This window comes from Mycobacterium sp. OAS707 (assembly GCF_014873705.1).
Classification (GTDB): domain Bacteria; phylum Actinomycetota; class Actinomycetes; order Mycobacteriales; family Mycobacteriaceae; genus Mycobacterium.
Genome location: NZ_JADBDS010000003.1, coordinates 76439 through 99400, shown reverse-complemented (window position 1 = coordinate 99400; position 22962 = coordinate 76439). Strand labels below are relative to the sequence as shown.

The following is a 22962-nucleotide window of genomic DNA, read 5'->3' as shown; positions in this document are numbered from 1 at the left end:
ACTACATCCTTGCGCGATAGAAGTCGACGAGGCTGCCGTACCCGCACGATTCGGCCAGTGCGAGTTCTCCTTCGCGGTCGACTTCTTCCAGACGGTGCATCCATTCGTGCAGCAGGTTCGCCGCCTTTTGATGAAGCGCGTCGTCACGGCGGCCGCTCAAATGCGCCAAGTGGCGAATGTAGCGGTCGGCCAATGTCAATCGATGCACCGCGGCCACCACATCGATGGCTTCGCCTGCCCACAGTCGAACCAGGCGACGATAAGCGGTCAATTCGTCAGCGGGTAATCCGACCGCGTTCAGGGCCGCGCGTGCTTGGGCCAAACTGCTCAGCAAGTTCGCACGCTCGGCCTTGAGCGTTTCGCGCGCGTTCAGCAGCGCGTCATCGAGCGCACCGGGCGGCGGCGCGTCTGCCGCGCCAACCACCGGCGGATGCATCTGGTTGGTGAGATCGAGCTGGGCCCAGATGCCGAAACTTTCGACCCACAGCGCGAATTCGCCAATGGCGACGTTCAGTTCGGCACGGTGGTTGTCCAGATGTTCGGCGTACTGGCCGTAACCGCCCGCGGCCATCAGCCGAGCGGTCTGTGCCACCGCGGACGTCAATGCGCCGTGCGCGGCGACCACTTCCATCACGGTTTCCCGCGGCAATGGCGTAGCGCTCAAAGCGTCTCCAATGGTTATCCGTTTCTCCGGTCCAGTAGAGCACCCCACGTCTGCTGCCTCATCTTCCACTCTCCGTTGGTCAAGATGGGGCCGCCCGCGGACAAACGCGTGGGCGGCCCCGCGACGGCCTGACCCGAACCCCACAGCCAGGTCAGGCGCTGATGGCCTGCTGTGCGCTGGGGAGGACCTCGATCTTGCGCGGCTTGACGGGATCCGCGACGGGGATCGTGAGACGCAGCACGCCATCGGTGAAGTCGGCGCTGATTCCGTCCACGTCCAGGTTCTTGCCCAGCGTCAGATGCCGGGTGAACTCACCGTGCGGTCGCTCGGCCAGCAGCCAGTTACCCTCAGTGGGTTCTGGCCGTCGGGCTGTCACGGTCAGTACGTCATGGTCGGCCGTGACGTCGATCGAGTCGGGACTGACTCCCGGCAGATCAAGTTCGACGATGACGTTGTCGCCGTCGCGCCATGCGTCCATCTTCGCCATGGCGCGGCGGCTCACCTCGCCGCCCCACAGCTGTTGGGTCAGCCGATCAAGATCACGGAAGAACGGGTCGAACTTCAGCATGTTGATCACCTCCGATGCCAACCGTAGATCTATTTTTGTGGCATAGATAACCTATCTCTGCCGCCATATATTTCCGGGGGGCCGGCCTTCGGTCAGGGCAGTAACCGCGCGCGGCGAGCCTTGGCGACCGCCTCATGGCGAGTATGCGCACCGAGCTTGGCCGTCGCACTGCGCAGGTAACTCTTCACCGTCTCCGGCTTCAGCGAAAGGCGTTTGGCCGCTTCGGCATTGGTGCAGCCGAGGGCGACTTGAGCCAGCACGTCGAGCTCGCGCGCCGACAATGCCGCAGCGGGCCCAGCCGATCGGCCCCGGGCCAGCCGCTCAGCGAGCACCCGCAACTGGGCCTGCAACGCAGGCGGTGCGGCCGGATCCGCGGCCAGCCTGCGCAGCTGGGCGTGCACTTCCCGGATCTCTTCGGTTGCGGCCCCTCCCGCGACGTGCGCGTCACGCAGCCGCAGCCGGCGGTCGACCTCATCGCGGATGCTGAGCTCGCGGCTGAGCCGTCGCGCCGACGCGATCATCAGGTCCGCGGTGCGACCCCCGATCGGCGCCGGCGCCCGATAGGCGCCGTAGAGAACGGCGCGCGCCCTGCCGTCCACCACGACCGGCACGGCCAGGATCGACCTGATCCCCTCTTGCAGCACCGGACCGTCGTAATCGTGGGTGATTGAGGACGCCTTTCGGTAATCGGAGACGGACAACGGCCGCCGGGACACCACGCTCGCGCCGCCGAGGCCTGCGCTGGGCATGACCGCCAGCCCGCGCATGCCGTTGGTGCGTGCGCCGACGAACTCCGTCAGCAACAGCGTCTCCTCGTGCACCTCGCCGCCGAACGTGAGCGGCATGCCCGCCTGGTCGGCGACTCGCCTCAGCTCGGCACGCAGCGCGTCCGCGTCACGCGGGCGCAGCAGTGGCGAGCCGGAATGCAATCTGAACACCCTCTTTCGGGGGTATCGGGCGACTAGTGTGACGTAGATCCTATCCGCCATGACGTCCAACACCGATCTGTATCGCACCGCACGCGATCAGCTAGTTGACCTGATCGGCGACTACGACAAGGCCGTCGGGGCATTTGCATGGCCTCAGCTCACCGGCAGTTTCAACTGGGCAATCGACTGGTTCGACGTCATCGCCAGGGGCCCCTCCCGCGCTGATCAGACGGCGCTGTGGATCGTCGAGGAGGGCGGCGACGAGCAGAAGGTCACGTTCGCGGAGATGGCGGACCGCTCGGACAGGGTCGCGACCTGGCTGGCCACGCTGGGCATCGGCAAGGGCGATCGCGTCATCCTGATGCTCGGCAACCAGGTCGAGTTGTGGGAGGCGATGCTGGCCGTCGCCAAGCTCGGGGCGGTCATCATGCCGACGACTGGCGCGCTTGGCCCTACCGATCTGGTCGATCGCATCACCCGCGGCGGCGCGCGGTTCGTCGTCGCAAACGACGTGGACACCACCAAATTCGACGACGTCGCCGGGGAGTACACCCGAATCGTTGTCGGCCGACCGGTCGAAGGTTGGCGTCATTATGCCGACGCATACGGCGTCGAATCGGCCGGCCCGTTCACCGCGCAAACCGCCGTCGACGATCCAATGCTCATCTACTTCACCTCCGGCACCACCAGTAAGCCGAAACTGGTTGAGCACTCGCAGATCAGCTATCCGGTCGGGCATCTGTCGACGATGGCGTGGATCGGCCTGCGACCCGGCGACGTCCACCTTGCGATCAGCTCGCCGGGGTGGGCCAAGCACGCGTGGAGTTGCTTCTTCGCCCCGTGGATCGCCGAGGCGACCATCTTCGTCTACAACTACAGCCGATTCGACGCTGCCGCATTGCTTCACCAGCTTCGGCGCGCAGGCGTCAACACCTTCTGCGCGCCACCGACGGTGTGGCGCATGCTGATTCAATCCGACCTCGGCGAGAAACCCGACGGGCTGCGCGAGGTGCTCGGTGCGGGTGAGCCGCTCAACCCCGACGTGATCGCACAGGTCGAGCAGGCGTGGGGGTTGGCGATCCGCGACGGGTTCGGTCAGACCGAGACGACGCTGCAGGTCGGCAACACGCCAGGTCAACCCGTGAAGCCCGGCTCGATGGGCAGGCCGATGCCCGGTGTGCCCGTCGTGTTGATCGACCCGGTCTCCGGTGAGCTCGCCGACGAGGGGGAGATCTGCCTTGACCTGCAACGCAATCCGCTCAACCTGATGACGGGGTACCTCGACGACCCCGCACGCAATGCCACCGTGACGGCCGGCGGCTACTACCACACCGGTGACGTCGCACAGCGCGATGCTGAGGGCTACATCACATACATCGGTCGAACCGATGACGTCTTCAAATCGTCGGACTACAAAGTGTCCCCCTTCGAATTGGAGAGCGTCTTGATCGAGCATCCCGCCGTCGTGGAAGCCGCCGTCGTGCCGCAACCGGACGAGACTCGGCTCTGTGTGCCCAAGGCGTACGTCTCGCTGGCCGAGGGTTGGCAGCCGACCGCCGAAACTGCACGCCAGATCATGGAATACGCACGCGACCACCTCGCGCCGTATCTGAAGGTGCGCCGCGTCGAGTTCTACGAACTGCCCAAGACGATCTCGGGCAAGATCCGCCGGGTCGAACTCCGCCGTCGTGAGGAGAACTCTCAACCGATCGAGACGGAATACCGCTACGAGGATCTGGTGGATAGATGAAGTCCTACGACGCTGGTCCCACCGACATTGCGATCCTCGAGGAGACCATCGGGGAGAACTTCGAGCGCATCGCGGCCACCCACGCTGATGCCGACGCATTGGTAGATGTTTTCCACGGGATTCGTTACACCTACGCCGAACTCAACGCCGAGATCGACGTTGTCGCACGGGGTTTGATGGCGATGGGCATCGAGAAGGGGGACCGGGTCGGTATCTGGGCGCCCAATTGCGCACAGTGGACCATCACCCAGTATGCGGCGGCGAAGATCGGCGCCATCCTGGTCAACATCAACCCGGCCTACCGCACGCACGAACTCGGCTATGTGCTCAATCAGTCCGGGGCGCGAATGTTGGTCGCCGCGACCTCCTTCAAGACTTCGGACTATGTCGTGATGGTGAACCAAGTGCGCCCCGAGACGCCGAAGCTGGCCGATGTGGTGTTCATCGGCACACCCGACTGGGATGCGTTGCGCGCCAGGGCCGAGGAAGTGTCTGGCGCCGACCTGCACGCGCGGATGGCCGAGTTGTCGAATACGGACCCGATCAACATCCAGTACACCTCGGGCACAACGGGTTTCCCGAAGGGCGCGACGCTGTCGCACCGCAACATACTGAACAACGGATTTTTCACCACCGAGTTGATCAATCTTGGGCCCGATGACCGGCTGTGCATTCCGGTGCCCTTCTATCACTGCTTCGGCATGGTGATGGGCAACCTCGGCTGTACCAGTCATGGTGCGACGATGGTGATTCCGGCGCCCGGCTTCGATCCGGGGCTGACGTTGCAGGCTGTTGAGCAGGAACGCTGCACCGGTCTCTACGGTGTGCCGACCATGTTCATCGCCATGCAGAACCACCCTGACTTCGCGAACACCGATCTGTCGCGGTTGCGCACCGGAATCATGGCCGGATCGGTGTGCCCGGTCGAGGTGATGAAGCACTGCGTCAACGACATGAACATGTCCGAGGTCGCCATCTGCTACGGCATGACGGAGACGTCGCCGGTGAGTTGCCAGACCCGCATCGACGACGATCTCGAGCGCCGGACCGCATCGATCGGCCGGGCGCACCCGCATGTCGAGATCAAAATCATCGACCCCGAGACCGGTGACGAAGTGGAGCGTGGTGAGCCGGGCGAGTTCTGCACGCGTGGCTACTCGGTCATGCTCGGGTATTGGGAAGACGACGAGAAGACCGCAGAGGCAATCGATTCCGATGGCTGGATGCACACCGGCGACTTGGCGGTGATGCGCGAGGACGGCTACTGCAACGTCGTCGGCCGCATCAAGGACATGGTGATCCGCGGCGGCGAGAACGTCTACCCGCGCGAGATCGAGGAGTTCCTCTACACCCACCCGGATGTCGAGGATGCTCAGGTAATCGGTGTCCCCGACGAGAAGTACGGCGAGGAGATCTGCGCCTGGATTCGGATGAAGCCCGGCCGGACACCGCTGGACGCCGACGCGGTGAAGGCCTTTGCGACGGGGAAGCTGGCGCACTACAAGATCCCGCGCTACGTACACGTCGTCGACGACTTCCCGATGACGGTCACCGGCAAGGTGCGCAAGATCGAGATGCGCGACGAGACGGTGAAGCTCCTCGGCCTCTGATCTCGTTGACTCTGCGTCCACGGCGCGGAAGTTCGAGTGGGCACCGCCGTCAATGCAGAGTGAATGCGTCAGGCGCAACTAGGCCAGTAGGGGGCTCAGCCGTTTCGCGCACTCGTTCAGTGCCGGTACTTGCTTGGCCAACAACACATCCTGGTCTGAGCGGCCCGACATGCTCAACGCCGCGACCAGTCCGCCGGCGGGTGCCCTGACTGGAACCGCGACGCATGCGCAGTCCTCGCGAAGCTCGCCGGTCTGCGTGGCGAACCCGTTTTGCCGCACATCGTCGAGCCGGGCCAGTAACTCGTCGCTGACCGGCGCCAAACCGGCGAGATCCTGCTTCTCGGCCAACAGCAGCCTGCCGACGGCGGAACGATGCAGATTCCTGTTCAGTGTCGCCTCGTCGACGGGCGGCGGAAACTCACTGTCCAGATCCGCGGCGCGCACGGCGGTGTTGGTGAAGTAGAACAGATGCACGCCGAACCGCACGGATAGCCGCACTTCGGCGAGCACCTCACGCGCGGCCGTACACACCGTCGGCGCGACCGCCGCATCGATCAGCACACCCATCCGATGTCCGAGCGAGAAGCCGGACAGGTCGGGCAGCCGGACGATATACCCGTCAGCCACAAGCAGATTCAGCAGCCGATACGCGGTCGCCGACGGCATGGAAAGGTTCTCCGCGATCTCTTTGGCCGTTACACCAACGCCGGCCCGCGCCACCTCCTCCAGCACGCGCAGCGCACTCTGCACCGCCTTCGGCTGCCGACCCGACAGACTGCCGTCGGCCGGGCTCATCGCCGTACCATCCAGGGGTTGTAGTCGGCGAGCAGGTCGCCCTCGGTTGTCTCGTCGAACACCCCGACCCGCTCGCTCAGTCCAGGCACCCGCCGCAGCCGGAATGCGTACAGCGCAAATCCTGCGGCAAGCAGCCCGCCATATACGGCGGTCGCGATCCACACCGGCGACTCCAATGTCAATGCGGCCCAAACGATTATCGTGATCATCAGCACCGCTGTCGCGACACCGATCACCAGCGGCAGTCGGGTCAGCTCGCCGATGCGACGCAGGAACGCCGGCGTCGCCAGGCACACCAACAGATACGCGCCGACATACCCGTGCGCCGACACCGCGAGCAGTCCGATCAGCGCTTCTCTGCTCGACCCGGTCACCCACAGGTAGACCAGCGGCACCACCACGATGACCGGCATCGCGAGCAGGAGCGCGACATGCGGCGTGTGGAAGCGGCGATTGGTGCTGCCGACGACCCCGGGCACCACCCCCTCGCGGCCCATCGCGAACAAGGTGCGCGACAGCGCGGTCGTCGAACCGATGATGCACGCGAACCATGATGCCGTGATGCCGAGTTCCATCGCGATGGACAACGCCGTCGAACCCGCGCCCGCGCCGGCGGGCAGTGTCAGCACAATCGGCACGGAACCGATTCCCGCCCTGATGGTTTGGGTCGACTGCATGGCTGCGGCGAAGACGTAGAGCAGGCCGACGGCGATGGGCGTCCACCGAATGGCGCGGGGCACGGTGACGAACGGCTTGCGGGCCTCGCGGGCCACCGTCCCCGCGCTTTCGAAGCCGACGAACGACGTGATCGCCAGCAGCAGAGCGAAGCCGAGTGCCGAATGTGACTGCCCCTCAGCCGCATCGGGCGGAGCGCGGCCACCGGCGATCGAGCCGCCGAATGCGATCACCAACACCACCGCCGCGACCACGATCGCAAACACCTCGACGGTCAGGGAGATCCTGGCGGACAATCGAATACCCCGGATCATCAACGTCAGTGCCACCGCGCCGACGACAAGAGCGAGCACGGTGATCGTCGCCGCGCCGCTCGGCACGCCGAGCCGGCTCAGCAGTGCGGCGAGGTAATTCGCCGCGCCGACGGAACTGGCCATCGCCGCCGCCGCGTATCCGACAACCAGCGACCAGCCCGCGGCGATCCCTGCTCCAGGGCCGAGGCCCTTGACCGTGTAGCTGTAGAGCCCGCTGACCGCGACCATGCGGGTGGCGAATTGGCCGACGCAATAGCCGACGGCCGCCATCAGCAGCGCCGTGACGACGAACACGCCGAGAGTCCAGCCACCCGCAGCCGGGATCACCAGCGCGGGCAGCGTCACCATGACCGCCGAAGGCGCGACCGCAGACACCGACTGACCCAAGACCTGCGCGAACGACAACTGTCCACGTCGCAGGCCCGAGACCGGTGAGCTGCTTCTGATCGGCCGCACGTCGCCCATCCTCCCGCGTCCACCGCCGTCTGGACGTTAACTTTGCGGATCGTCAAATGAGAATCACGATCATCGTCCAGCTGCTAACCGCCGGATATTGCACGCCAACAGGGCTGAACCGACGCGTGGAATGAGAATCAGCGCGCATTTGGAATGAGAATGTGAATTCGCCGAATTCCCATTCGAAATAAGTAGTGACTTCACTCACAACACGGCGTTACTTTTGCCCGCATGACTATTGCCGCCGAAGCCACCATGCTTGATCCGCGCGTCGTCGAATTCGTGTCTGCGCCCAAGCAGATGTTCGTCGACGGCCAGTGGGTCGACGCGCTTTCCGGCCGCCGCTTCGAGACCGTCGACCCCGCCACCGAAGCGGTCATCACGACCGTGCCGCACGGCGGGCCTGAGGACGTCGAGAAGGCTGTGCGGGCGGCGCGGCGCGCATTCGACGACGGGCCCTGGCCAGCGCTCACCCCGGCCCAGCGGCAGCAGATGATCTGGCGGATCGCCGACGGCATCACGTCCCGCGCCGACCAATTCGCGCAACTGGAAACACTCGACAACGGAAAGTCGGTCGCTGTCGCCAGGGCCGTCGACGTGACATGGGCCGCGGAGATCTTCTACTACTACGCCGGCTGGGCCACCAAGATCGAAGGCCGCACCATCGGAGTGTCGGTGCCGTGGGCGCCGGGCGGCCGGTTCCACGCCTTCACGCTGCGCGAGCCCGTCGGCGTGTGTGCGCAGATCATCCCGTGGAACTTTCCGCTGGTGATGGCGGCGTTCAAAGTCGCACCCGCGCTCGCGTGCGGTAACACCGTGATCCTCAAGCCCGCCGAACAGACGCCACTGACCGCGCTGCTGCTCGCCGAGGTCATCGCCGAGGCCGGCGTGCCGGACGGAGTTGTCAACGTGCTCACCGGGTTCGGTGACGTCGGTGCGGCGCTGTCGGCGCATCCGGACGTCGATAAGGTCGCGTTCACCGGGTCGACCGAGGTCGGCCGCAAGATCGTCAACGCCGCGTCAGGCAACCTGAAGAAGGTCTCGCTGGAACTCGGCGGCAAGAGCCCGCAGGTGGTGTTCGCCGACGCCGACCTGGATGCAGCGATTCCGGGTGCGGCCAGCGGCTTCCTGTTCAACCACGGCCAGACCTGCACGGCGGGCACCCGGCTCCTCGTCGAGGACCGTATCTTCGACGAGTTCACGCAGGGCGTGGCCGAACTCGCGCGTGCGCAGAGAATCGGCCCGGGGCTGGACCCGACCAACGACATCGGGCCGTTGGTCTCGCGCGAACAGCTGACGAAGGTCACCGGATATCTCGACGCCGGCGTCGCCGACGGCGCCCGTGCGCTGGCCGGCGGCGCCCGGCACGGCGACACCGGGTTCTACGTCCAGCCCAGCCTGCTCGTCGACGTGCGACCCGACTTCAGCGTGTACCGCGAGGAGATCTTCGGGCCGGTTGCCGTCGCGATCCCGTTCAACCGCGAGCAGGGTGTGCGTGCGGCCGCCAACGACACCCCGTACGGGCTGGCCGCCAGCGTATGGACCCGCGACGTGTCGACCGCCCACGAGGTCGCCGCCCAGATCAAGGCGGGCACGGTGTGGATCAATTGCCATAACGCATTCGATACCGCCCTGCCATTCGGCGGCTACAAACAATCGGGCTGGGGCCGTGAACTCGGTGAGGGAGCGATCGCCGAATACACGCAGACGAAGGCCGTCAATATGGCCCTCTAACCCCAAACGCCGTCAAATGAGAATTCACCCCGAAACCATTCTCATTTCATTCATTTCAAGCTTCATGACGCCGCAACCCACAACCCGATCCGAGACGAAAGCCTGATTGCCATGACAACAGATGCCCTCGCATCCGGACCGCAGGTCCGTGATCGCGAACCCCACCGCCTCGCAGGCCGGCTCGGCCCGGCCGCGATCGTCTTCATGGTCGTGGCGGCAGCCGCGCCGCTGACCGTCGTCGCCGGAACCTTCCCGATCGGGATCGCCGCCGGGAACGGCGCCGCCTACCCGGCGTCTTATCTGGTGTGCACCGCGGTCCTGATCCTGTTCGCGGTCGGCTTCACCGCGATGGCCCGACACGTGCCCGGCGCGGGCGCGTTCTACACCTACGTCGGTCACGGATTAGGCAGGCACCTGGGGCTCGGTGCCGCGTTCCTCGCGCTGCTGTCGTATACCGCGGTGCAGGGCGGGGTCTACGGCTATGTGGGCGCGGCGATCAATGAGCTCGTCACGTCCCACGGTGGCCCGTCGGTGCCGTGGTACGTCTACGGCCTGGCGATGATGGCCGTGGTCGCGACACTCGGGTATCGGCATATCGAATTGTCGGGCAAGGTGCTCGGTGTTCTGCTGATCTGTGAGGTCGGCATCGTGATGGTGATCAACCTGGCCGTGATCGGCCACGGCGGCGACCACGGAATATCCACGGCAGCTTTCGATCCCGGCAAGTTCTTCACCGGCGCGCCGGGCATCGCACTGATCTTCGCGCTGGCCGGTTACATCGGTTTCGAAGCGACGGCCGTGTTCCGCGACGAGGCGCGCGACCCGGCGCGCACCATTCCACGCGCGACGTATCTGGCACTGCTGCTCATCGGCGGCTTCTATGCGCTGTCGAGCTGGGCGCTGGTCAGCGCGTGGGGAGATGACGGCGCAGTCAAGCTCGCAACCGACAATCCCGAGGGCATGTTGACCGAGACCGCGACCCGTTATGTCGGCTCCATCGCGGGCGACCTCGTCCAGATCTTCTTGATCACCAGCCTCTTCGCCGCGCTGCTGTCATTCCACAATGTGCTTGCGCGCTATGTCTTTTCGCTCGGCAACACCGCGGCCCTGCCGTCGAAGTGCGGCCGCAGCCACACCAGGCATGCCTCGCCCCACGTGGCGTCGGCAGTGCAGACCGTTTCGGCGCTCGTCCTCGTCGTCGCGTCGGCGCTGGCCGGCCTCGATCCCGTCACTCAGGTGTTCGCCTGGTTCGTCGGGATCTCGTCGGTGGGCATCATCGCGCTGATGACGCTGACGTCCGTCGCGGTCGTCGTGTACTTCCGTCGCAGCAAGGTCGACACCAGAACCTGGCACACCCTCGTCGCGCCTGGCCTCGGATTGGTCGGGCTCGCCGTCCTACTCGTGATGACCGCCGTCAACCTGCCGCTGCTCGTCGGCGGCTCGAGCACCACGGCCGCCGTGATCGGCGTGCTGCTGGTCGGCACGTTCGCAGGTGGCGCCGTACTGGCGGCGCTGCGACCGCACGCCGGCCGTCCTTCGATCGAAAAGGAGTACACCCGATGAGCACAGCCACCGTCGAGACCGTCGACCAAACCGCATCTGCGGCACCGGATCACCCGCTGACGCCGTTGACCGCCGACGAGATCCGTGCGGTGCGCCGCATCGTCGACGCCCACGGCCTACTCGGCGAGAGCGTCCGATTCGTCTACACCGCACTCGAGGAGCCGCACAAGGAAACCGTGCTGGCCTTCTCGCCCGGCGACCCGATCGAGCGTCGTGCCCGAGTCTTGTTGCTGGACAGGGCAACCGGCCTCGGCGCCGACCTCGTCGTGTCCATCACCGGCGACCGCGTCGTCACGCAGCAGTCGATCGATGCCGGGGCCGACGGCCACGTTCCGATCCTCGACCAGGAATTCGAGGACATCGAGGCGTTCCTGCTCGAGAGCGCCGAATGGCTGGCCGCGATGCGCAAGCGCAACCTCAACCCGACCGATGTGCGCGCGGTCCCGTTGTCGGCAGGCGTATTCGGACACGAGGACGAGGTGGGCCGCCGCGTGGTGCGCGTGCTCGCGTTCTACCAGTACGACGAGGCCGACCTGCCGTGGGCGCACCCCATCGACGGGGTGGTCGCCTACGTCGACCTCACCGCGCGGCGAGTGACCAAGGTCATCGACGAGTTCGACCTCGCGGTGCCCGCCGAACGAGGGGAGTGGGACGCCGAACCGCACGCAGTACCCGCTCGCACCGATCTGAAGCCGATCGATATCGTCCAGCCCGAGGGCCCGAGCTTCTCCGTCGATGGCAACCAGATCACTTGGGCGGACTGGACTTTCAGGTTTGGCTTCGATATCCGCGAAGGCCTGACGCTGCATCAGATCGCGATCGGAGGACGGCCGGTGGTCTTCCGCGCCTCGATCGCCGAGATGGTGGTGCCCTACGCCGATCCGTCGCCGGTGCGCTACTGGCAGAACTACTTCGACCAGGGCGAGTACCTGTTCGGCCGTTACACGAACTCGCTCGAGTTGGGCTGCGACTGCCTCGGGGAGATCAAGCATTTCGACGTGACAATCGCCGACGAGCACGGCGAGCCGAAGGTGCTGAAGAATGCGATCTGTCTGCACGAGGAGGACTTCGGCGTGCTGTGGAAGCACACCGACATGTTCAACGGCATGGCCGAGACCCGTCGCTCCAGGCGACTGGTCATCTCCTTCTTCTTGACCATCGGCAACTACGACTACGGGTTCTACTGGTACCTGTACCTCGACGGCACGATTCAACTCGAGGCCAAAGCGACCGGCATCGTGTTCACGTCGGCGTACCGGGGGCCCGACGGCTTTGCCACCGAGATGGCGCCCGGGCTTGGCGCACCGTTCCATCAGCATCTGTTCTCGGCACGGCTGGATATGGCGGTCGATGGAAACGTCAACGTCGTCGAGGAGGTCGACGCGGTCCCCGTGCCGATGGGCCCGGACAACCCGTGGGGCAATGCGTTCCGCGCGCAGAAGACCAAACTCACTCGCGAGTCGGAGGCGCAGCGGGTAGCCGACAACCTCAAGGCGCGGGTTTGGCACGTCACGAACCCGACCAAACAGAACCGGCTGGGCCAGGACGTCGGCTACGCGCTGTACCCCGAGGGCCAACCTGTGCTGCTCGCCGACCCGTCCAGTTCGATCGCGCAGCGCGCAGCGTTTGCCACCAAGCACCTCTGGGTCACGAAATACGATCCAGCGGAACGGTATTCGGCCGGACAGTTCGTCAACCAGCATCCGGGTGGTGCGGGCCTGCCCGCATTCACTGCCGGGGACCGCAACATCGACGGCGAGGACATCGTCGTATGGCACACCTTTGGGCTGACGCATTTCCCGCGCCCGGAGGACTGGCCCGTGATGCCGGTGGACTACGCGGGGTTCAAGCTCAAGCCGCAGGGGTTCTTCGACCGCAACCCGGCGCTGAACGTTCCCGCTGCGCCGCAGGCCCACTGCTGCGACGATTGACTACTAGATCCGCCGAAACGGTATTCCAGCAGGAAAAGTCCGAGTGGAGGCCTGCTGGAATACAGTTTCGGCGCCGAAAGGGATGAGTTTCGCGCGAACGATGTGTCTACACCTGTATGAGGAGTGAGATGTTCACCGCCACGTCCGCCACCCTCGGGCGACGGGCGTGCGCGGTGCTCGCACTGAGTTCAGCGGGCTTGCATGCCGCCATGCTGGGGCACGCGTCGAATGCCCTGGCAGGTGGTCTGCTGGCCGCGATGATCGTGGCCTGCGTGTACTGCGCGCGCGATCTGTGGACGCAGGGGTCGCTGCGCGCATGGTGTGTGGTCGGCTTGATGAACATCGCGATGATCGCGGTGCATCTGCCGATGCCGGCCCATCATCACCACATGCAGATGGGGTCCATGGGCCAGCAGTCGACGCTGATGGGTCTGGCAACCGGGATCGCCGCGGTGGAGGTGGCCGTCGCGATGGCGGTGCTGTACTACCGCACGCGCCGCCACGCGCAACTGGTCATCGATACACGAACCCGCTGACGCCAAATCGGTTGTTGAGATCCGGTCCGCCGAGGAAAACTGTCCACGGAGGAGGCGATGATGGTCGAGGTTGGGCCGCATAGCGCGTTCGCGGTGAACAAGATCGGGTTCGACCGGATACCGTTTCCGCTGAGTTTCGCCGTTCGTACGGTCGGCGCGGCATGGGTGGTTGACGCAACCGCGGCGCAGGCTGCCGAACTGGCCGATGTGCTCCAGCGCGCGGCCAACGACACGATCGTGGTGGTGAGCCTGGGGGGCACCTACTTTCTGGATGACGGGCAGCAGCTGTTCTCGCCGTCGCAGATCGCGGCAGCGCAGGGCATCAGCCACCATGTCCACCGCCTCGACGGGCTGACGTCCACTGACGTGAGTGAGGAAGCGTTGGTGATTCGAAGGGACGATCTGCCTCAGTTTCTCGATGGTTGGACGCCTTACGACTTGGTGTGGGTTGACGTGTCCGGCGCGCCGACGCCCCAACACATCGATGAGATTGCTCTCGCCATTGGCACGATGAACCGCGGCGACGCGGTCCTACCCGAGATTGTCGGCTCGCGGGTGTGTTTTTTCGGACATGACGACTGCTACGTCACTGTCGAGTCCATGGAACCGGCAGTGCCCCCGGCAGTTTTCAGTCGCCTGTTGGCCCTGCTGGTCGGTTCGGCGTTGGCAGATGTGTCGCCGGTCGACGTATCAGATCCGGGCGCAGAGGTAGTGGAAACACTCATCGAGCAAAGCTCATCCTGGGGCGGATGGCTTGGCGCCGTGTCGCAGGCTTCGATAACTGTTGACTTGGCTGCAATGCCTGAACCGTGGCGGCTCGGTCAGCGGCTTCCAGAACGCGTTGATCGCAGTGTGACTTACGATGTCAACCAACGGGTTTGGCTTTCCTCGTAGGACAACAGCAACGCGTCGTTGGTCATCGGTACACCAGCCCGCTGAGCCGCATCGCCAGCGCACGTTGCACCGCCGGGATCCGGCCCACCGCACTGATCGCCACGTTGCGAATAGGGCGCAGTGCCCGTGGCAGGGTTGCCAAACGCGTTAGCCTGTCGGTCATTTCGACGATCTGCTGTGCAATGGGGCGCCGCGCCGCGGTGTACTCGTCGAGCACGCTGTCGGGAGCGCCGCCGAGCACCGCGGCCAGGGCGTCGGCCAGCGCGACACCGTCCTGGATGCCGAGGTTCATGCCCTGCCCTCCTGCGGGGCTGTGTACATGGGCGGCATCGCCTGCGAGCAGCAGCCGCCCGGCGCGGTACGTGTCGGCGACGCGGTGGTGGATCCGGAAGCGCGAGCCCCAGATGACCTCGGTGACGACCATCCGCCCGACACCGAGGCCGCGCTCGTCGAGCAGCTGCTGGACGAACTCCGCCGACGGCTCCTCGGGCGCATCGGGAACTGGCGCCACGATGCGGTAGATGTCGCCGGGGAGCGGGGCTACCACGGTCAGACCCGCCTTCGCCCAGAACAGGATGACCTCATCCGCCGGTACGTCGCCCCGCAGTCGGACGTCGGCCAGCGTGAACGACTCCTGATAGACGTCGCCCTCGAAGCCGATGCCCGCCTGCTCGCGCACGGTGCTGTGGATTCCGTCGGCTCCCACCACATAGCGCGCCCTGAGCACGTCACCGTCGTCGAACGTGGCCGTCACGCCGTCGGCGTCCTGCCGTACTGACGCCAGCCGCTTCGGCCGGATGACCGTGCCGCCCAGTTCGGTCAACCGATCGAGCAGTAACCGCTCGGTGGTCGCCTGCGGGACCATCAGTGAGTACGCATAATCGGTCGGCAGCGCTGAGAAGTCGACAGGGATCAGGGTGCGGCTGCCGTCGCGAATCGTGAAGCGCGGCGCCTGCACACCCTCCTTGACCAGTCGCCGCGACACGTCGAGACCCGCAAGGACCTCGAGAGTGCGCGAATTGACCACGGCGGCGCGCGACGTGTTGGCGCCCGCAGGTTGTGCGTCCACCACCGTGGTCGCCACACCCTTGTTGACCAGCGACGCAGCCAGTGTCAATCCGCTCGGACCCGCCCCGACAACCAGGACATCCGTGTCGTACATTTCGTCTCCTTCAGTTCAATGCCAACGCTTGTTGGCATAACTATGCGCCAGCCGCGGACGTATGTCAACAGGCGTTGGCCTACACTTGTTGGCATGCGCAGATCCTCTACGGAAACGAAGGCGGTGATCTTGGCCGCGGCCAAGCAGCGGTTCGCCGAGTCGGGCTATGAACGCGCCACCATCCGGGCCATCGCGGCGGACGCGAACATCGATCCGTCGATGGTGATGCGCTACTTCGGCAACAAGGACCAGCTGTTCGCCGCGGCCGCCGACTTCGACCTCGAGTTGCCCGATTTCTCCGAGGTGGACGTGCATCAATTGGGCGCCAAGCTGGTGACGTACTTCATGGATCGATGGGAGCGCGACGAAGCGCTGGTGGTGCTGCTGAGGTCCGCGACCACCAATCCCGAAGCGGCGCAACGCATGCGAGAGATCTTCGCGGCTCAGCTGATGCCAGTGATCGCAAAGGTGAAACCGGACGCGCCGGAACGCCGGGCGGGGTTGGTGGCAACGCAGATGATCGGGCTGGCCATGTGCCGCTACGTTCTGCAGCTGCCTCCAGTGGTGGAGATGACGCACGGCGAAGTGGTCGGGTGGCTCGGACCGACGATCCAGCGATACCTCGACGGGCCGCAATAACTAATCGCGAGTTGTTTCGATTGGTGATAGCGAGCAAATTCTGTCCACTAAACGAAACGCGGGGCGGTTCATGGCGCCGGCCTCAAATGGAACATAGGGAAACACCCGATTCCTCCTGTTTACATGGGCGGCAGGGTGGGTATCGACGGCTGCGGGGGGTCGTTGGGGCTGGGAACGGACGCGATCACAGCGGCTTGCCAGCAAAGGAAGTTAAATCCAACAAAAGGGGAGAGACCTATGTCATTTGCAAAGAAGGCCATCGCCGGCATCGCGCTGTCGGGCGCCCTGGCCGTGCCTGGAATCGCATTGGCGGCGACGAGTTCAGCCGACGCCAACACGACCGGCGGTTACTGCGTCAAGTCAGCACGAGGATGCCAAGCAGCCCTTGATGCGGGCGCCCAGGGCGGATCGGGCGCGGGCTCGGGTGCGTTTGGCGCCTTCGGGAACTTCGGCGACGTGCAGCATGACTGGCGCGGCGGGGCCAACGGCTTCCAGACGGGGTTGAACAACTCGGCACTCGCCGGAAACCGTCAGAGCACGCAATCTGACCCGACGCCCTGACCTCAGTGCGGCCGAGCGACCCCTGCCTAGGTGGCAGGGGTCGCTTTGGTTCTGGGCGCTGCCCGAGACCTCGGTGGCAGGCACCGTCATGGCTGTGGTCTCCTAGGCACCGTGCCAAGTGGTGACGCCGGCTCGACAATCGCTCTCGTCCTGATCGCCACCACCACGCTCGTCGCCTGCGCCACGCTCGGCGGAGGGCTCTACGAATTCCTGGTCGTCGACCCCGTCTGGCCCAAGCGACCCGGCATCATCCAACCGCGCAACGGCGGCGTCTCGCGGGCGCGGTTCTGGGTGCCGGTGCACACAGTCTTCGAGGTGCTGTTGATCGTCACGCTGGTGGTGGCCTGGGGTCACGCCGACGTCCGGACCGCCTTGTTGGTGGCGCTGGTGAGCCACGCCGCGATGCGAGTGTGGTCGTTGGCCGACTTCGTGCCGAAGGCAGTTGCTTTCGAGAAAGCCGACCCCGCCACGATCGATGAGGCGGCCGCGGTCCGGTGGACCCGCCGCAGCCTGTTACGACTGCCGCTCGATGTGATCACGTGTGGCGCGATGCTCGTGGCGTTGGTTGGGTATAGGTGAGCCATGACGATCTCGAGCGACGATGTGCGCCGCCTGCTGCAGTCCGACGAGCCGGACACCGTGCTGGTGTTGGTGGAGGGGCGAACCGAGGTGATCGGCTCCGGCCAGCTCGCCTCGGATCAGTACCGTGGTGCGCTCGAAGTCATCTCCCGCGACGACCTGGCGAAACGGTTGGGCGACACGCCATCCGAGCACGATGTGGCCGAACAAGCAGCCTTGCTCGATTCGGCGGTCAGCGAGATGGGCGGATAGCTCTCACGGCCAGCCCACACCGGGCGCTGGTGCGTCGACGACGAGGACCTGCCCGGTTCGCGCGGCAAGTGCGCTCTCCACGCCGTCGGTGCCACGCCATTCGGCCGCCATCATGAAAAGTGTTCTGCCAGTTGGTCCGCCGAGCATCGCCGCGAATATCGCGCGGTCGTGTTCGATCCGCTGCAGCACCCTGCCGCCTTCTTCGACGCGTATGCAGGCACCCTCGGGGGCGTCGGCGCGGCCGGTGTGCGTGCGCGTGTCCGCGGCCTGCGTCCACACCGCGCCGTCGGCGTCCAGACAGATCCCGTCGGGGCCCACGTTGTCCGCCCACACCCGGCGGTTCGACAGGCCGCCATCGGCTTCGATGTCGAAGGCGGTCAGCCGACCGGCGAACGACTCGGAAATGATGAGCGTCGAATTGTCGGGCGTGATCACCATCCCATTGGGAAAGTCGATATCGGTGGCGACGCAACGCGCGGTGCCGTCGGGCGTGACCAGCGCGATGATCCCGGGTTCGGGCGGCGCGCCGCCGAGGAAATCGAATGCGAAGCCGTTGAGGTAGATGTTGCCGCGGCCGTCGACCACGATCTCGTTCCAGTTCTGGTCGGCGACTGCTTTGAGATCGGCATGCGCCACCATCGACCCGTCGGGTTCCTGCCGCATCAGCTCGGGGCCGGTGACGAGGAGCCGGCCGTCAGGCAGCCAATCGATCGACCAACCCAATCCGGGCGGTCCTTGCGCGACGACTTCGCTGCGCCCGTCCATGTCGACCGCGACGACTTCACCGGTTCCCCAGTGCGCGAACCAGAGTCGATCGTCGTGCCATCGCGGTGATTCCACGTAGGCGAGTCCGTCCAGCAGTACGCGTGGTGTGTTCATACGGCTATGACGAGTCGGCGATCATCGAATCGACAGCGTGTCGTGTAACGGTATGCGGTTGTTGACCAACGCAAGGACTCCAGCAATCGATCCTGTGAAAGCGTGACTACGCGTTATACACTCATGTGCTGCTATTTTCGGCAGCAGAAATTCGAGGTGCCAGGTTCATGGCAAACGGATACGAACTTCACGGAACCCTGCTGGAGGCATGCTCTTGTGGCGTGCTGTGCCCCTGTTGGATTGGCGAGGATCCCGACCAGGGAACGTGTGATGCGTTCAACGCCTACCACTTCGACCGCGGCACCATCGGCGATGTCGACGTCAGCGGCCGAACCTTCGTCCGCGTCGTGCAGATCCCTGGCAACGTGCTCACACCGGGCAGTTGGCGGCAGGTGGTGTTCATCGACGACGGCGCTACCGGCGACCAACGTCAAGCAATCCTCGATGCCTACGACGGAAAACTGGGCGGACCACTCGCCGATCTGGCGGCGTTGATCGGCGAGACGGTGGCTGTCCACGATGCGCCGATCAAGCACGAAGTCAGTGATGGCACCGGAATGCTCGAGATCGGTGATGTCGTCCAGGCGACGATGCGTCCCTTCAAAGGGCCCGACGGCACCGTCACGACGTTGCGGGACTCGCTGTTCTCGACGGTGCCGGGCACGCCCGCGTATGTCGCCGTGGCCGACTCGCACGACGTGAACCTTCCGCAATACGACATGGTGTGGTCGTTCACCGGCCGCAATGCCATTCAGGCCGACTACCACATCTCCTACACCCCGTGACGAGCGCGCCGCAGGGCGCCCTCACCACCCCGCGGCGCCGCGTGCCTGCCGTCGTCATAGTCGTGATCGCTTGTGCGTGGGCGCTTGTCATCCTGGCGCAGGTCACCGGGCGAGCCGGGCACCTCCATCACGGAGCGTTGATCGAGGGCGATCAGTCGCTGGTCATCGCTCTTGGGTTCTTCCTGCTGGCGTGGCAGGTGATGATCGCGGCCATGATGCTGCCGTCGAGCCTGCCTTTCTTCCGGCTCTTCGCGGCGGTGTCGGCGGCCGCGCCTCATCCACGCGCCACGGTCGCGGCATTCCTGGCGGGATACCTGTTGGTATGGACGGGATTTGGCGCGTTTGCGTTCGTGGCCGACATCGTCCTGCACCACACCGTCGACGCCAGTCCGTGGCTTTCGGAGCATTCGTGGCTGATCGCTGCAGGAGTGCTGGCATTGGCGGGGCTGTTCCAGTTCACGCCGCTCAAGGATCGCTGCCTGAGCAAGTGCCGGCACCCTGGCGCCTACCTGCTGCCACGCTATCGGCGCGGCGTCAGATCCGCATTTACTCTCGGCGGTGGCCACGGGCTGTTCTGCTTGGGTTGCTGTTGGGCACTGATGTTGGTGATGTTCGCGACGGGCGTTGCGAACCTCATCTGGATGGCCGCGCTGACGGTGCTCATGGTCTACGAAAAGACCGCGAGGGCCGGGCAGCGGGTGGTCCCGTTGGCCGGCGTTGTCCTGCTCGGCGGCGCGGTGCTGGTGCTCGCCCTTTCGCCGTGGCTGCCGTCAGGCGTCATGAGTACGAACTAGGCTTCGATCTCGCCCGCGATCCTGCGTTCGATGCTGGCGCGGGTGGCCGCCGGCAGCACGAGGAGCCCGTCGAGTTCCCGCTGCGCACGGGCGTATGCGCTCTGTCGCTCCTGCGGCGTGGCCCCGTTGTCCGACGCGAGGCGCAACAGATGTTGCGCACGCTCTAGCCGCTCCTGCGCTTCGGCCGAGAAATCACTGCGGCGCCGCCTGATCGCCTCCGACTCCGCGACGTCGAATGCGGCAACGTATTCGCCTACGGCGTCGCGGTATTCGAGCTGCGCATTGCGATCACCGAGGATGTCGTCCACCGAGTCGGGTCGCAGCCAGTCCGCGCGGCTCTTGGCCTTGTGGAAGGCCATGGTCAACGGATCCCGCATGTCGGTCATCAACGGGAAGTCCAACAGCTTGGCGATGTCGATCTCGTATTCCAGCCAGCGCGCGTCGGTGCGATTGTGGCGCTCGAGAACCTTGCTCATCTCGCGCCGATAGCCGGCCTGATTCTTCTGCGCCCTGCCCGACGCCTCCGCGAGCGCGACCTTCGTCTCCTGTTTGATGCGGTATCGCTCGAGCCGACGCTGCGCCCGTCGTTCATTGGCCACCGCGACCGTCCGCACGGCCCCGCCGATCGCACCCATGAACGGGAAGACCAGCCACCAGAAGTGGCCCGCGACTTCAAAGAGAGGCGCCACAACGCCAGCATGCCATCAGCGCGGTTGGGTGGCGGAAATCGCCTGGCCAATGACGTCGGCGACCGCTTGCGGGTCGCTGAGCATCCGCAAGTGATCCCAATCGCGGCGCGCCACCCACCAGCCCAGCCGCTCGGCTTTGTCTGCCGCGGCATCGAACGGTGCGCCAAGCCGGACGAACGCGCACGCCACTGAGTCCGCGAACCGCGCAGGCGGAGCGGGTTCGTCGAAATAGGCCAACGGCATTCGCGGTATCTCTGCGATGAGACGCCGTCGTCGGTCCGGGTCGGGCACCCATTCCGCCAACGCCCCCGGCGGGAACCACTCGTGGTACGGCGGAAGGACGCCGTCGACGGCGAAGCCGCGCAACTGCGCCTCCAGCCCCTGCGGTGCGGTGTCGAACCAGCTGCGGCCCGGTTGCGGCAGCATCGCGTCGACGAACAGCGCGCCTTCCGTGCGGTCGCCGACGGCCTCGGCGATCGCAGGTAGCAGCGCACCTGCGGCGCTGTGTCCAACCAACACGACTGGGTCAGTGCCAGCGTCGACGGCGGCCGCCGCCGCGCTGGCATACTTCGGGTAGTACGGTGGGCCCGTCGTCGCCGTAGCGGTCAGGTCCGGCACGACACATTCGAAATCGTTCTGCTGCAACACTTCTGCGGTGTAAATCCACGTCGACGGTCCCGCCACCGGGCTGTGGACGAACAGCAGGGTCGTCACAACCCGATCCGGCGGTAGCGCGCCAGCCTGGCGGCCATCCGTTCGTCCTCAGGTGCGGCACGCAGCGCCGCGAGTTCGTTGGCAATGGTCGCCGATAGCCGGCGCGTGAACTCCATCGGCTCGTCGGCGGCGTCGGGACGTTCGGGCACGATCGCGTCGACGATGCCGTGGCGCAGCAGGTCCGCCGACCGAATACCTTGCGTGGCAGCCAGTTCCGGGGCGTGGTCGACGTCGCGGAACACGATCGCGCTGGCCCCCTCCGGCGGCAGCGGCGCCAGCCAGCCGTGCAGCGCGGCCAGCACTCGATCGGCAGGCACCATCGCCAGCGCGGGTCCGCCGCTGCCCTGGCCCAGCAACACCGACACCGTCGGCGTGTCCAGCGTGACGAGTTCGGCTAAGCAGCGGGCGATTTCACCGGCAAGCCCACCCTGCTCGGCCTCGGTCGACAGGGCGGGCCCTGCCGTGTCGATCACGAGCACAAGCGGCAGTTGCAGGCCCGCGGCCAACGCCATGCCACGGCGGGCCTCCTGCAGGGCTGCGGGGCCGACCAATCCTCCGACGACGCGTTGTTGACCGAGCACCACGGCGGGCTGACCGCCGAACCGGGCCAGCGCCAACATCATGGTGGCCGCTTCGCCGCGTTCGGTACCGGACAGCAGCACCCGTTCAGTTGTGCCGTGCCGCAACAGATATCCGACGCCGGGTCGATCCGGGCGTCGGGATGCCTCGACCGACGTCCACGCAGGCACGTCAGGAAGCGGCCCGGTCTCGGGCCTCGCCGGCGGTGCCTCCGGCGGATCGGCGACCACCTTCAGCGTGCGATCCAGCGTCGAGCGCAGGGCCTCCAGTGGGACGACGCCGTCGATGACGCCGTGCCTGTGCAGGTTCTCCGCGGTCTGGACGCCCGCAGGGAAGGGCTCGCCGTACAGATGCTCGTAGACCCGCGGGCCGAGGAACCCGACGAGCGCGCCGGGTTCGGCCGCCGTGACGTGACCCAGCGACCCCCACGACGCGAACACTCCACCGGTCGTCGGGTGGCGCAGGTACACCAGATAGGGCAGGTGCTGGCGCTTGTGCAGCTCGACCGCCGCCGCGATCTTGACCATCTGCAGGAACGCGACGGTGCCCTCCTGCATGCGGGTGCCGCCCGAACTCGGCGACGCCAGCAGCGGCAGCCCCTCGGCGGTCGCCCACGCCACCGCGGCGGTGATCCGCTCGGCGGCGGCGACCCCGATCGACCCTGCGAGGAAGTCGAACTCGCACGCCACCAGCGCGACGCGACGCCCGAACACCGTGCCCTCGCCGGTCACGACGGATTCGTCCAGACCGGTCTTCGCCGACGCCTCGGCCAGCTCGCGCCGGTAGGCCTCGTTGGCGTCGACCGCCAGCGGCGGACTGTCCCAGCTGCGGAAAGAACCCTCGTCCAGCACGGCATCGCGCAGCTGCAGGGCACCGATCCGGCTCACCGCATGAGGCTAACCCGCGAGAC

At 65.9% G+C, this 22962-nt stretch carries 23 protein-coding genes; 13 read left to right on the top strand and 10 right to left on the bottom strand.

Annotation, left to right across the window (positions count from 1 at the left end; genetic code table 11):
* Window position 1 precedes the first annotated feature (1 nt).
* The 3 genes from GGC64_RS18555 to GGC64_RS18545 form a co-directional block, all read right to left on the bottom strand.
* Window positions 2-664 carry a hypothetical protein gene (locus GGC64_RS18555; RefSeq protein WP_225952087.1) on the bottom strand — a complete coding sequence of 221 codons (663 nt, stop codon included), beginning with the start codon at window positions 662-664 and terminating at the stop codon, window positions 2-4.
* 151 nt (window positions 665-815) lie between these two features.
* The gene (locus tag GGC64_RS18550; RefSeq protein WP_192725165.1) at window positions 816-1241 is read right to left on the bottom strand and encodes an Hsp20/alpha crystallin family protein; all 426 of its coding nucleotides are present in this window, start codon (window positions 1239-1241) and stop codon (window positions 816-818) included.
* Window positions 1242-1324: 83 nt separating this feature from the next.
* Window positions 1325-2161 (bottom strand): helix-turn-helix transcriptional regulator, encoded by an 837-nt coding sequence (locus tag GGC64_RS18545; RefSeq protein WP_192724033.1) that lies wholly within the window; start codon window positions 2159-2161, stop codon window positions 1325-1327.
* 58 nt (window positions 2162-2219) lie between these two features.
* On the opposite strand from GGC64_RS18545, the gene GGC64_RS18540 reads away from it, so the two are divergent.
* Window positions 2220-3911: an AMP-binding protein gene (locus tag GGC64_RS18540; protein ID WP_192724032.1), complete on the top strand. Its 1692-nt coding sequence runs from the start codon at window positions 2220-2222 to the stop codon at window positions 3909-3911.
* A complete protein-coding gene (locus tag GGC64_RS18535) occupies window positions 3908-5521 on the top strand; it encodes an AMP-binding protein (protein ID WP_192724031.1) in 1614 nt (537 codons plus the stop codon). Before GGC64_RS18540 ends, GGC64_RS18535 begins: the two co-directional genes overlap by 4 nt.
* 78 nt (window positions 5522-5599) lie before the next feature.
* On the opposite strand, the gene GGC64_RS18530 is transcribed toward GGC64_RS18535, so the two are convergent.
* Window positions 5600-6316: an IclR family transcriptional regulator gene (locus tag GGC64_RS18530; RefSeq protein ID WP_192724030.1), complete on the bottom strand. Its 717-nt coding sequence runs from the start codon at window positions 6314-6316 to the stop codon at window positions 5600-5602.
* On the bottom strand, window positions 6313-7770 hold the full coding sequence (locus tag GGC64_RS18525) for an APC family permease (protein ID WP_192724029.1): 1458 nt from the start codon (window positions 7768-7770) through the stop codon (window positions 6313-6315). The genes GGC64_RS18530 and GGC64_RS18525 overlap by 4 nt, the downstream gene beginning before the upstream one ends.
* A gap of 222 nt (window positions 7771-7992) precedes the next feature.
* Here GGC64_RS18525 and GGC64_RS18520 point away from each other — a divergent pair, with 222 nt between their 5' ends.
* From GGC64_RS18520 to GGC64_RS18500, 5 genes are all read left to right on the top strand, one after another.
* Window positions 7993-9495, top strand: a complete 1503-nt coding sequence (locus GGC64_RS18520; RefSeq protein ID WP_192724028.1) for an aldehyde dehydrogenase family protein — start codon at window positions 7993-7995, stop codon at window positions 9493-9495.
* A gap of 111 nt (window positions 9496-9606) precedes the next feature.
* Complete coding sequence (locus GGC64_RS18515) at window positions 9607-11058, top strand: APC family permease (protein WP_192724027.1); 1452 nt, start codon at window positions 9607-9609, stop codon at window positions 11056-11058.
* A complete protein-coding gene (locus GGC64_RS18510; RefSeq protein ID WP_192724026.1) occupies window positions 11055-12989 on the top strand; it encodes a primary-amine oxidase in 1935 nt (644 codons plus the stop codon). The genes GGC64_RS18515 and GGC64_RS18510 overlap by 4 nt, the downstream gene beginning before the upstream one ends.
* Before the next feature lie 128 nt (window positions 12990-13117).
* Window positions 13118-13525 carry a hypothetical protein gene (locus GGC64_RS18505; protein ID WP_192724025.1) on the top strand — a complete coding sequence of 136 codons (408 nt, stop codon included), beginning with the start codon at window positions 13118-13120 and terminating at the stop codon, window positions 13523-13525.
* A gap of 57 nt (window positions 13526-13582) precedes the next feature.
* Window positions 13583-14419: a hypothetical protein gene (locus GGC64_RS18500; RefSeq protein WP_192724024.1), complete on the top strand. Its 837-nt coding sequence runs from the start codon at window positions 13583-13585 to the stop codon at window positions 14417-14419.
* Between the two features lie 22 nt (window positions 14420-14441).
* Here GGC64_RS18500 and GGC64_RS18495 read toward each other — a convergent pair whose 3' ends face one another.
* Window positions 14442-15581, bottom strand: a complete 1140-nt coding sequence (locus tag GGC64_RS18495) for an NAD(P)/FAD-dependent oxidoreductase (RefSeq protein WP_192724023.1) — start codon at window positions 15579-15581, stop codon at window positions 14442-14444.
* Window positions 15582-15674: 93 nt separating this feature from the next.
* Here GGC64_RS18495 and GGC64_RS18490 point away from each other — a divergent pair, with 93 nt between their 5' ends.
* The 4 genes from GGC64_RS18490 to GGC64_RS18475 all read left to right on the top strand — a co-directional run bounded on the left by GGC64_RS18490 (window position 15675) and on the right by GGC64_RS18475 (window position 17612).
* Window positions 15675-16220 carry a TetR/AcrR family transcriptional regulator gene (locus GGC64_RS18490; protein WP_192724022.1) on the top strand — a complete coding sequence of 182 codons (546 nt, stop codon included), beginning with the start codon at window positions 15675-15677 and terminating at the stop codon, window positions 16218-16220.
* 237 nt (window positions 16221-16457) lie between these two features.
* A complete protein-coding gene (locus GGC64_RS18485; RefSeq protein WP_192724021.1) occupies window positions 16458-16781 on the top strand; it encodes a hypothetical protein in 324 nt (107 codons plus the stop codon).
* A 111-nt stretch (window positions 16782-16892) separates the two neighbouring features.
* Window positions 16893-17360, top strand: coding sequence for a hypothetical protein (locus GGC64_RS18480; protein ID WP_370582184.1), 468 nt, complete (start codon window positions 16893-16895; stop codon window positions 17358-17360).
* A 3-nt stretch (window positions 17361-17363) separates the two neighbouring features.
* Window positions 17364-17612 carry a hypothetical protein gene (locus tag GGC64_RS18475; protein ID WP_192724020.1) on the top strand — a complete coding sequence of 83 codons (249 nt, stop codon included), beginning with the start codon at window positions 17364-17366 and terminating at the stop codon, window positions 17610-17612.
* A 3-nt stretch (window positions 17613-17615) separates the two neighbouring features.
* On the opposite strand, the gene GGC64_RS18470 is transcribed toward GGC64_RS18475, so the two are convergent.
* Window positions 17616-18491, bottom strand: a complete 876-nt coding sequence (locus GGC64_RS18470) for an SMP-30/gluconolactonase/LRE family protein (RefSeq protein WP_192724019.1) — start codon at window positions 18489-18491, stop codon at window positions 17616-17618.
* A gap of 167 nt (window positions 18492-18658) precedes the next feature.
* Here GGC64_RS18470 and GGC64_RS18465 point away from each other — a divergent pair, with 167 nt between their 5' ends.
* Window positions 18659-19276 carry a DUF1326 domain-containing protein gene (locus GGC64_RS18465; protein ID WP_192724018.1) on the top strand — a complete coding sequence of 206 codons (618 nt, stop codon included), beginning with the start codon at window positions 18659-18661 and terminating at the stop codon, window positions 19274-19276.
* Window positions 19273-20070 carry a DUF2182 domain-containing protein gene (locus GGC64_RS18460; protein WP_370582183.1) on the top strand — a complete coding sequence of 266 codons (798 nt, stop codon included), beginning with the start codon at window positions 19273-19275 and terminating at the stop codon, window positions 20068-20070. The genes GGC64_RS18465 and GGC64_RS18460 overlap by 4 nt, the downstream gene beginning before the upstream one ends.
* Here the strand turns inward: GGC64_RS18460 and GGC64_RS18455 are convergent.
* Genes GGC64_RS18455 through GGC64_RS18445 form a run of 3 tightly spaced genes read right to left on the bottom strand, consistent with a single transcriptional unit; the run spans window position 20067 to window position 22939 of the window.
* Window positions 20067-20759 (bottom strand): hypothetical protein, encoded by a 693-nt coding sequence (locus GGC64_RS18455; RefSeq protein WP_370582182.1) that lies wholly within the window; start codon window positions 20757-20759, stop codon window positions 20067-20069. The genes GGC64_RS18460 and GGC64_RS18455 overlap by 4 nt on opposite strands.
* A 15-nt stretch (window positions 20760-20774) precedes the next feature.
* Window positions 20775-21473 carry an alpha/beta fold hydrolase gene (locus tag GGC64_RS18450; protein ID WP_192724017.1) on the bottom strand — a complete coding sequence of 233 codons (699 nt, stop codon included), beginning with the start codon at window positions 21471-21473 and terminating at the stop codon, window positions 20775-20777.
* The gene (locus tag GGC64_RS18445) at window positions 21470-22939 is read right to left on the bottom strand and encodes a carboxyl transferase domain-containing protein (RefSeq protein WP_192724016.1); all 1470 of its coding nucleotides are present in this window, start codon (window positions 22937-22939) and stop codon (window positions 21470-21472) included. Before GGC64_RS18445 ends, GGC64_RS18450 begins: the two co-directional genes overlap by 4 nt.
* Window positions 22940-22962 lie beyond the last annotated feature (23 nt).

Excerpts from the sequence above, each read along its gene's own strand:
- GGC64_RS18485 (WP_192724021.1), top strand. The coding sequence starts at position 16,458 with ATGTCATTTGCAAAGAAGGCCATCGCCGGCATCGCGCTGTCGGGCGCC.
- GGC64_RS18495 (WP_192724023.1), bottom strand. The coding sequence starts at position 15,581 with ATGTACGACACGGATGTCCTGGTTGTCGGGGCGGGTCCGAGCGGATTG.
- GGC64_RS18525 (WP_192724029.1), bottom strand. The coding sequence starts at position 7,770 with ATGGGCGACGTGCGGCCGATCAGAAGCAGCTCACCGGTCTCGGGCCTG.
- GGC64_RS18535 (WP_192724031.1), top strand. The coding sequence starts at position 3,908 with ATGAAGTCCTACGACGCTGGTCCCACCGACATTGCGATCCTCGAGGAG.
- GGC64_RS18475 (WP_192724020.1), top strand. The coding sequence starts at position 17,364 with ATGACGATCTCGAGCGACGATGTGCGCCGCCTGCTGCAGTCCGACGAG.
- GGC64_RS18515 (WP_192724027.1), top strand. The coding sequence starts at position 9,607 with ATGACAACAGATGCCCTCGCATCCGGACCGCAGGTCCGTGATCGCGAA.
- GGC64_RS18490 (WP_192724022.1), top strand. The coding sequence starts at position 15,675 with ATGCGCAGATCCTCTACGGAAACGAAGGCGGTGATCTTGGCCGCGGCC.
- GGC64_RS18510 (WP_192724026.1), top strand. The coding sequence starts at position 11,055 with ATGAGCACAGCCACCGTCGAGACCGTCGACCAAACCGCATCTGCGGCA.
- GGC64_RS18470 (WP_192724019.1), bottom strand. The coding sequence starts at position 18,491 with ATGAACACACCACGCGTACTGCTGGACGGACTCGCCTACGTGGAATCA.
- GGC64_RS18520 (WP_192724028.1), top strand. The coding sequence starts at position 7,993 with ATGACTATTGCCGCCGAAGCCACCATGCTTGATCCGCGCGTCGTCGAA.
- GGC64_RS18500 (WP_192724024.1), top strand. The coding sequence starts at position 13,583 with ATGATGGTCGAGGTTGGGCCGCATAGCGCGTTCGCGGTGAACAAGATC.
- GGC64_RS18530 (WP_192724030.1), bottom strand. The coding sequence starts at position 6,316 with ATGAGCCCGGCCGACGGCAGTCTGTCGGGTCGGCAGCCGAAGGCGGTG.
- GGC64_RS18505 (WP_192724025.1), top strand. The coding sequence starts at position 13,118 with ATGTTCACCGCCACGTCCGCCACCCTCGGGCGACGGGCGTGCGCGGTG.
- GGC64_RS18465 (WP_192724018.1), top strand. The coding sequence starts at position 18,659 with ATGGCAAACGGATACGAACTTCACGGAACCCTGCTGGAGGCATGCTCT.
- GGC64_RS18540 (WP_192724032.1), top strand. The coding sequence starts at position 2,220 with ATGACGTCCAACACCGATCTGTATCGCACCGCACGCGATCAGCTAGTT.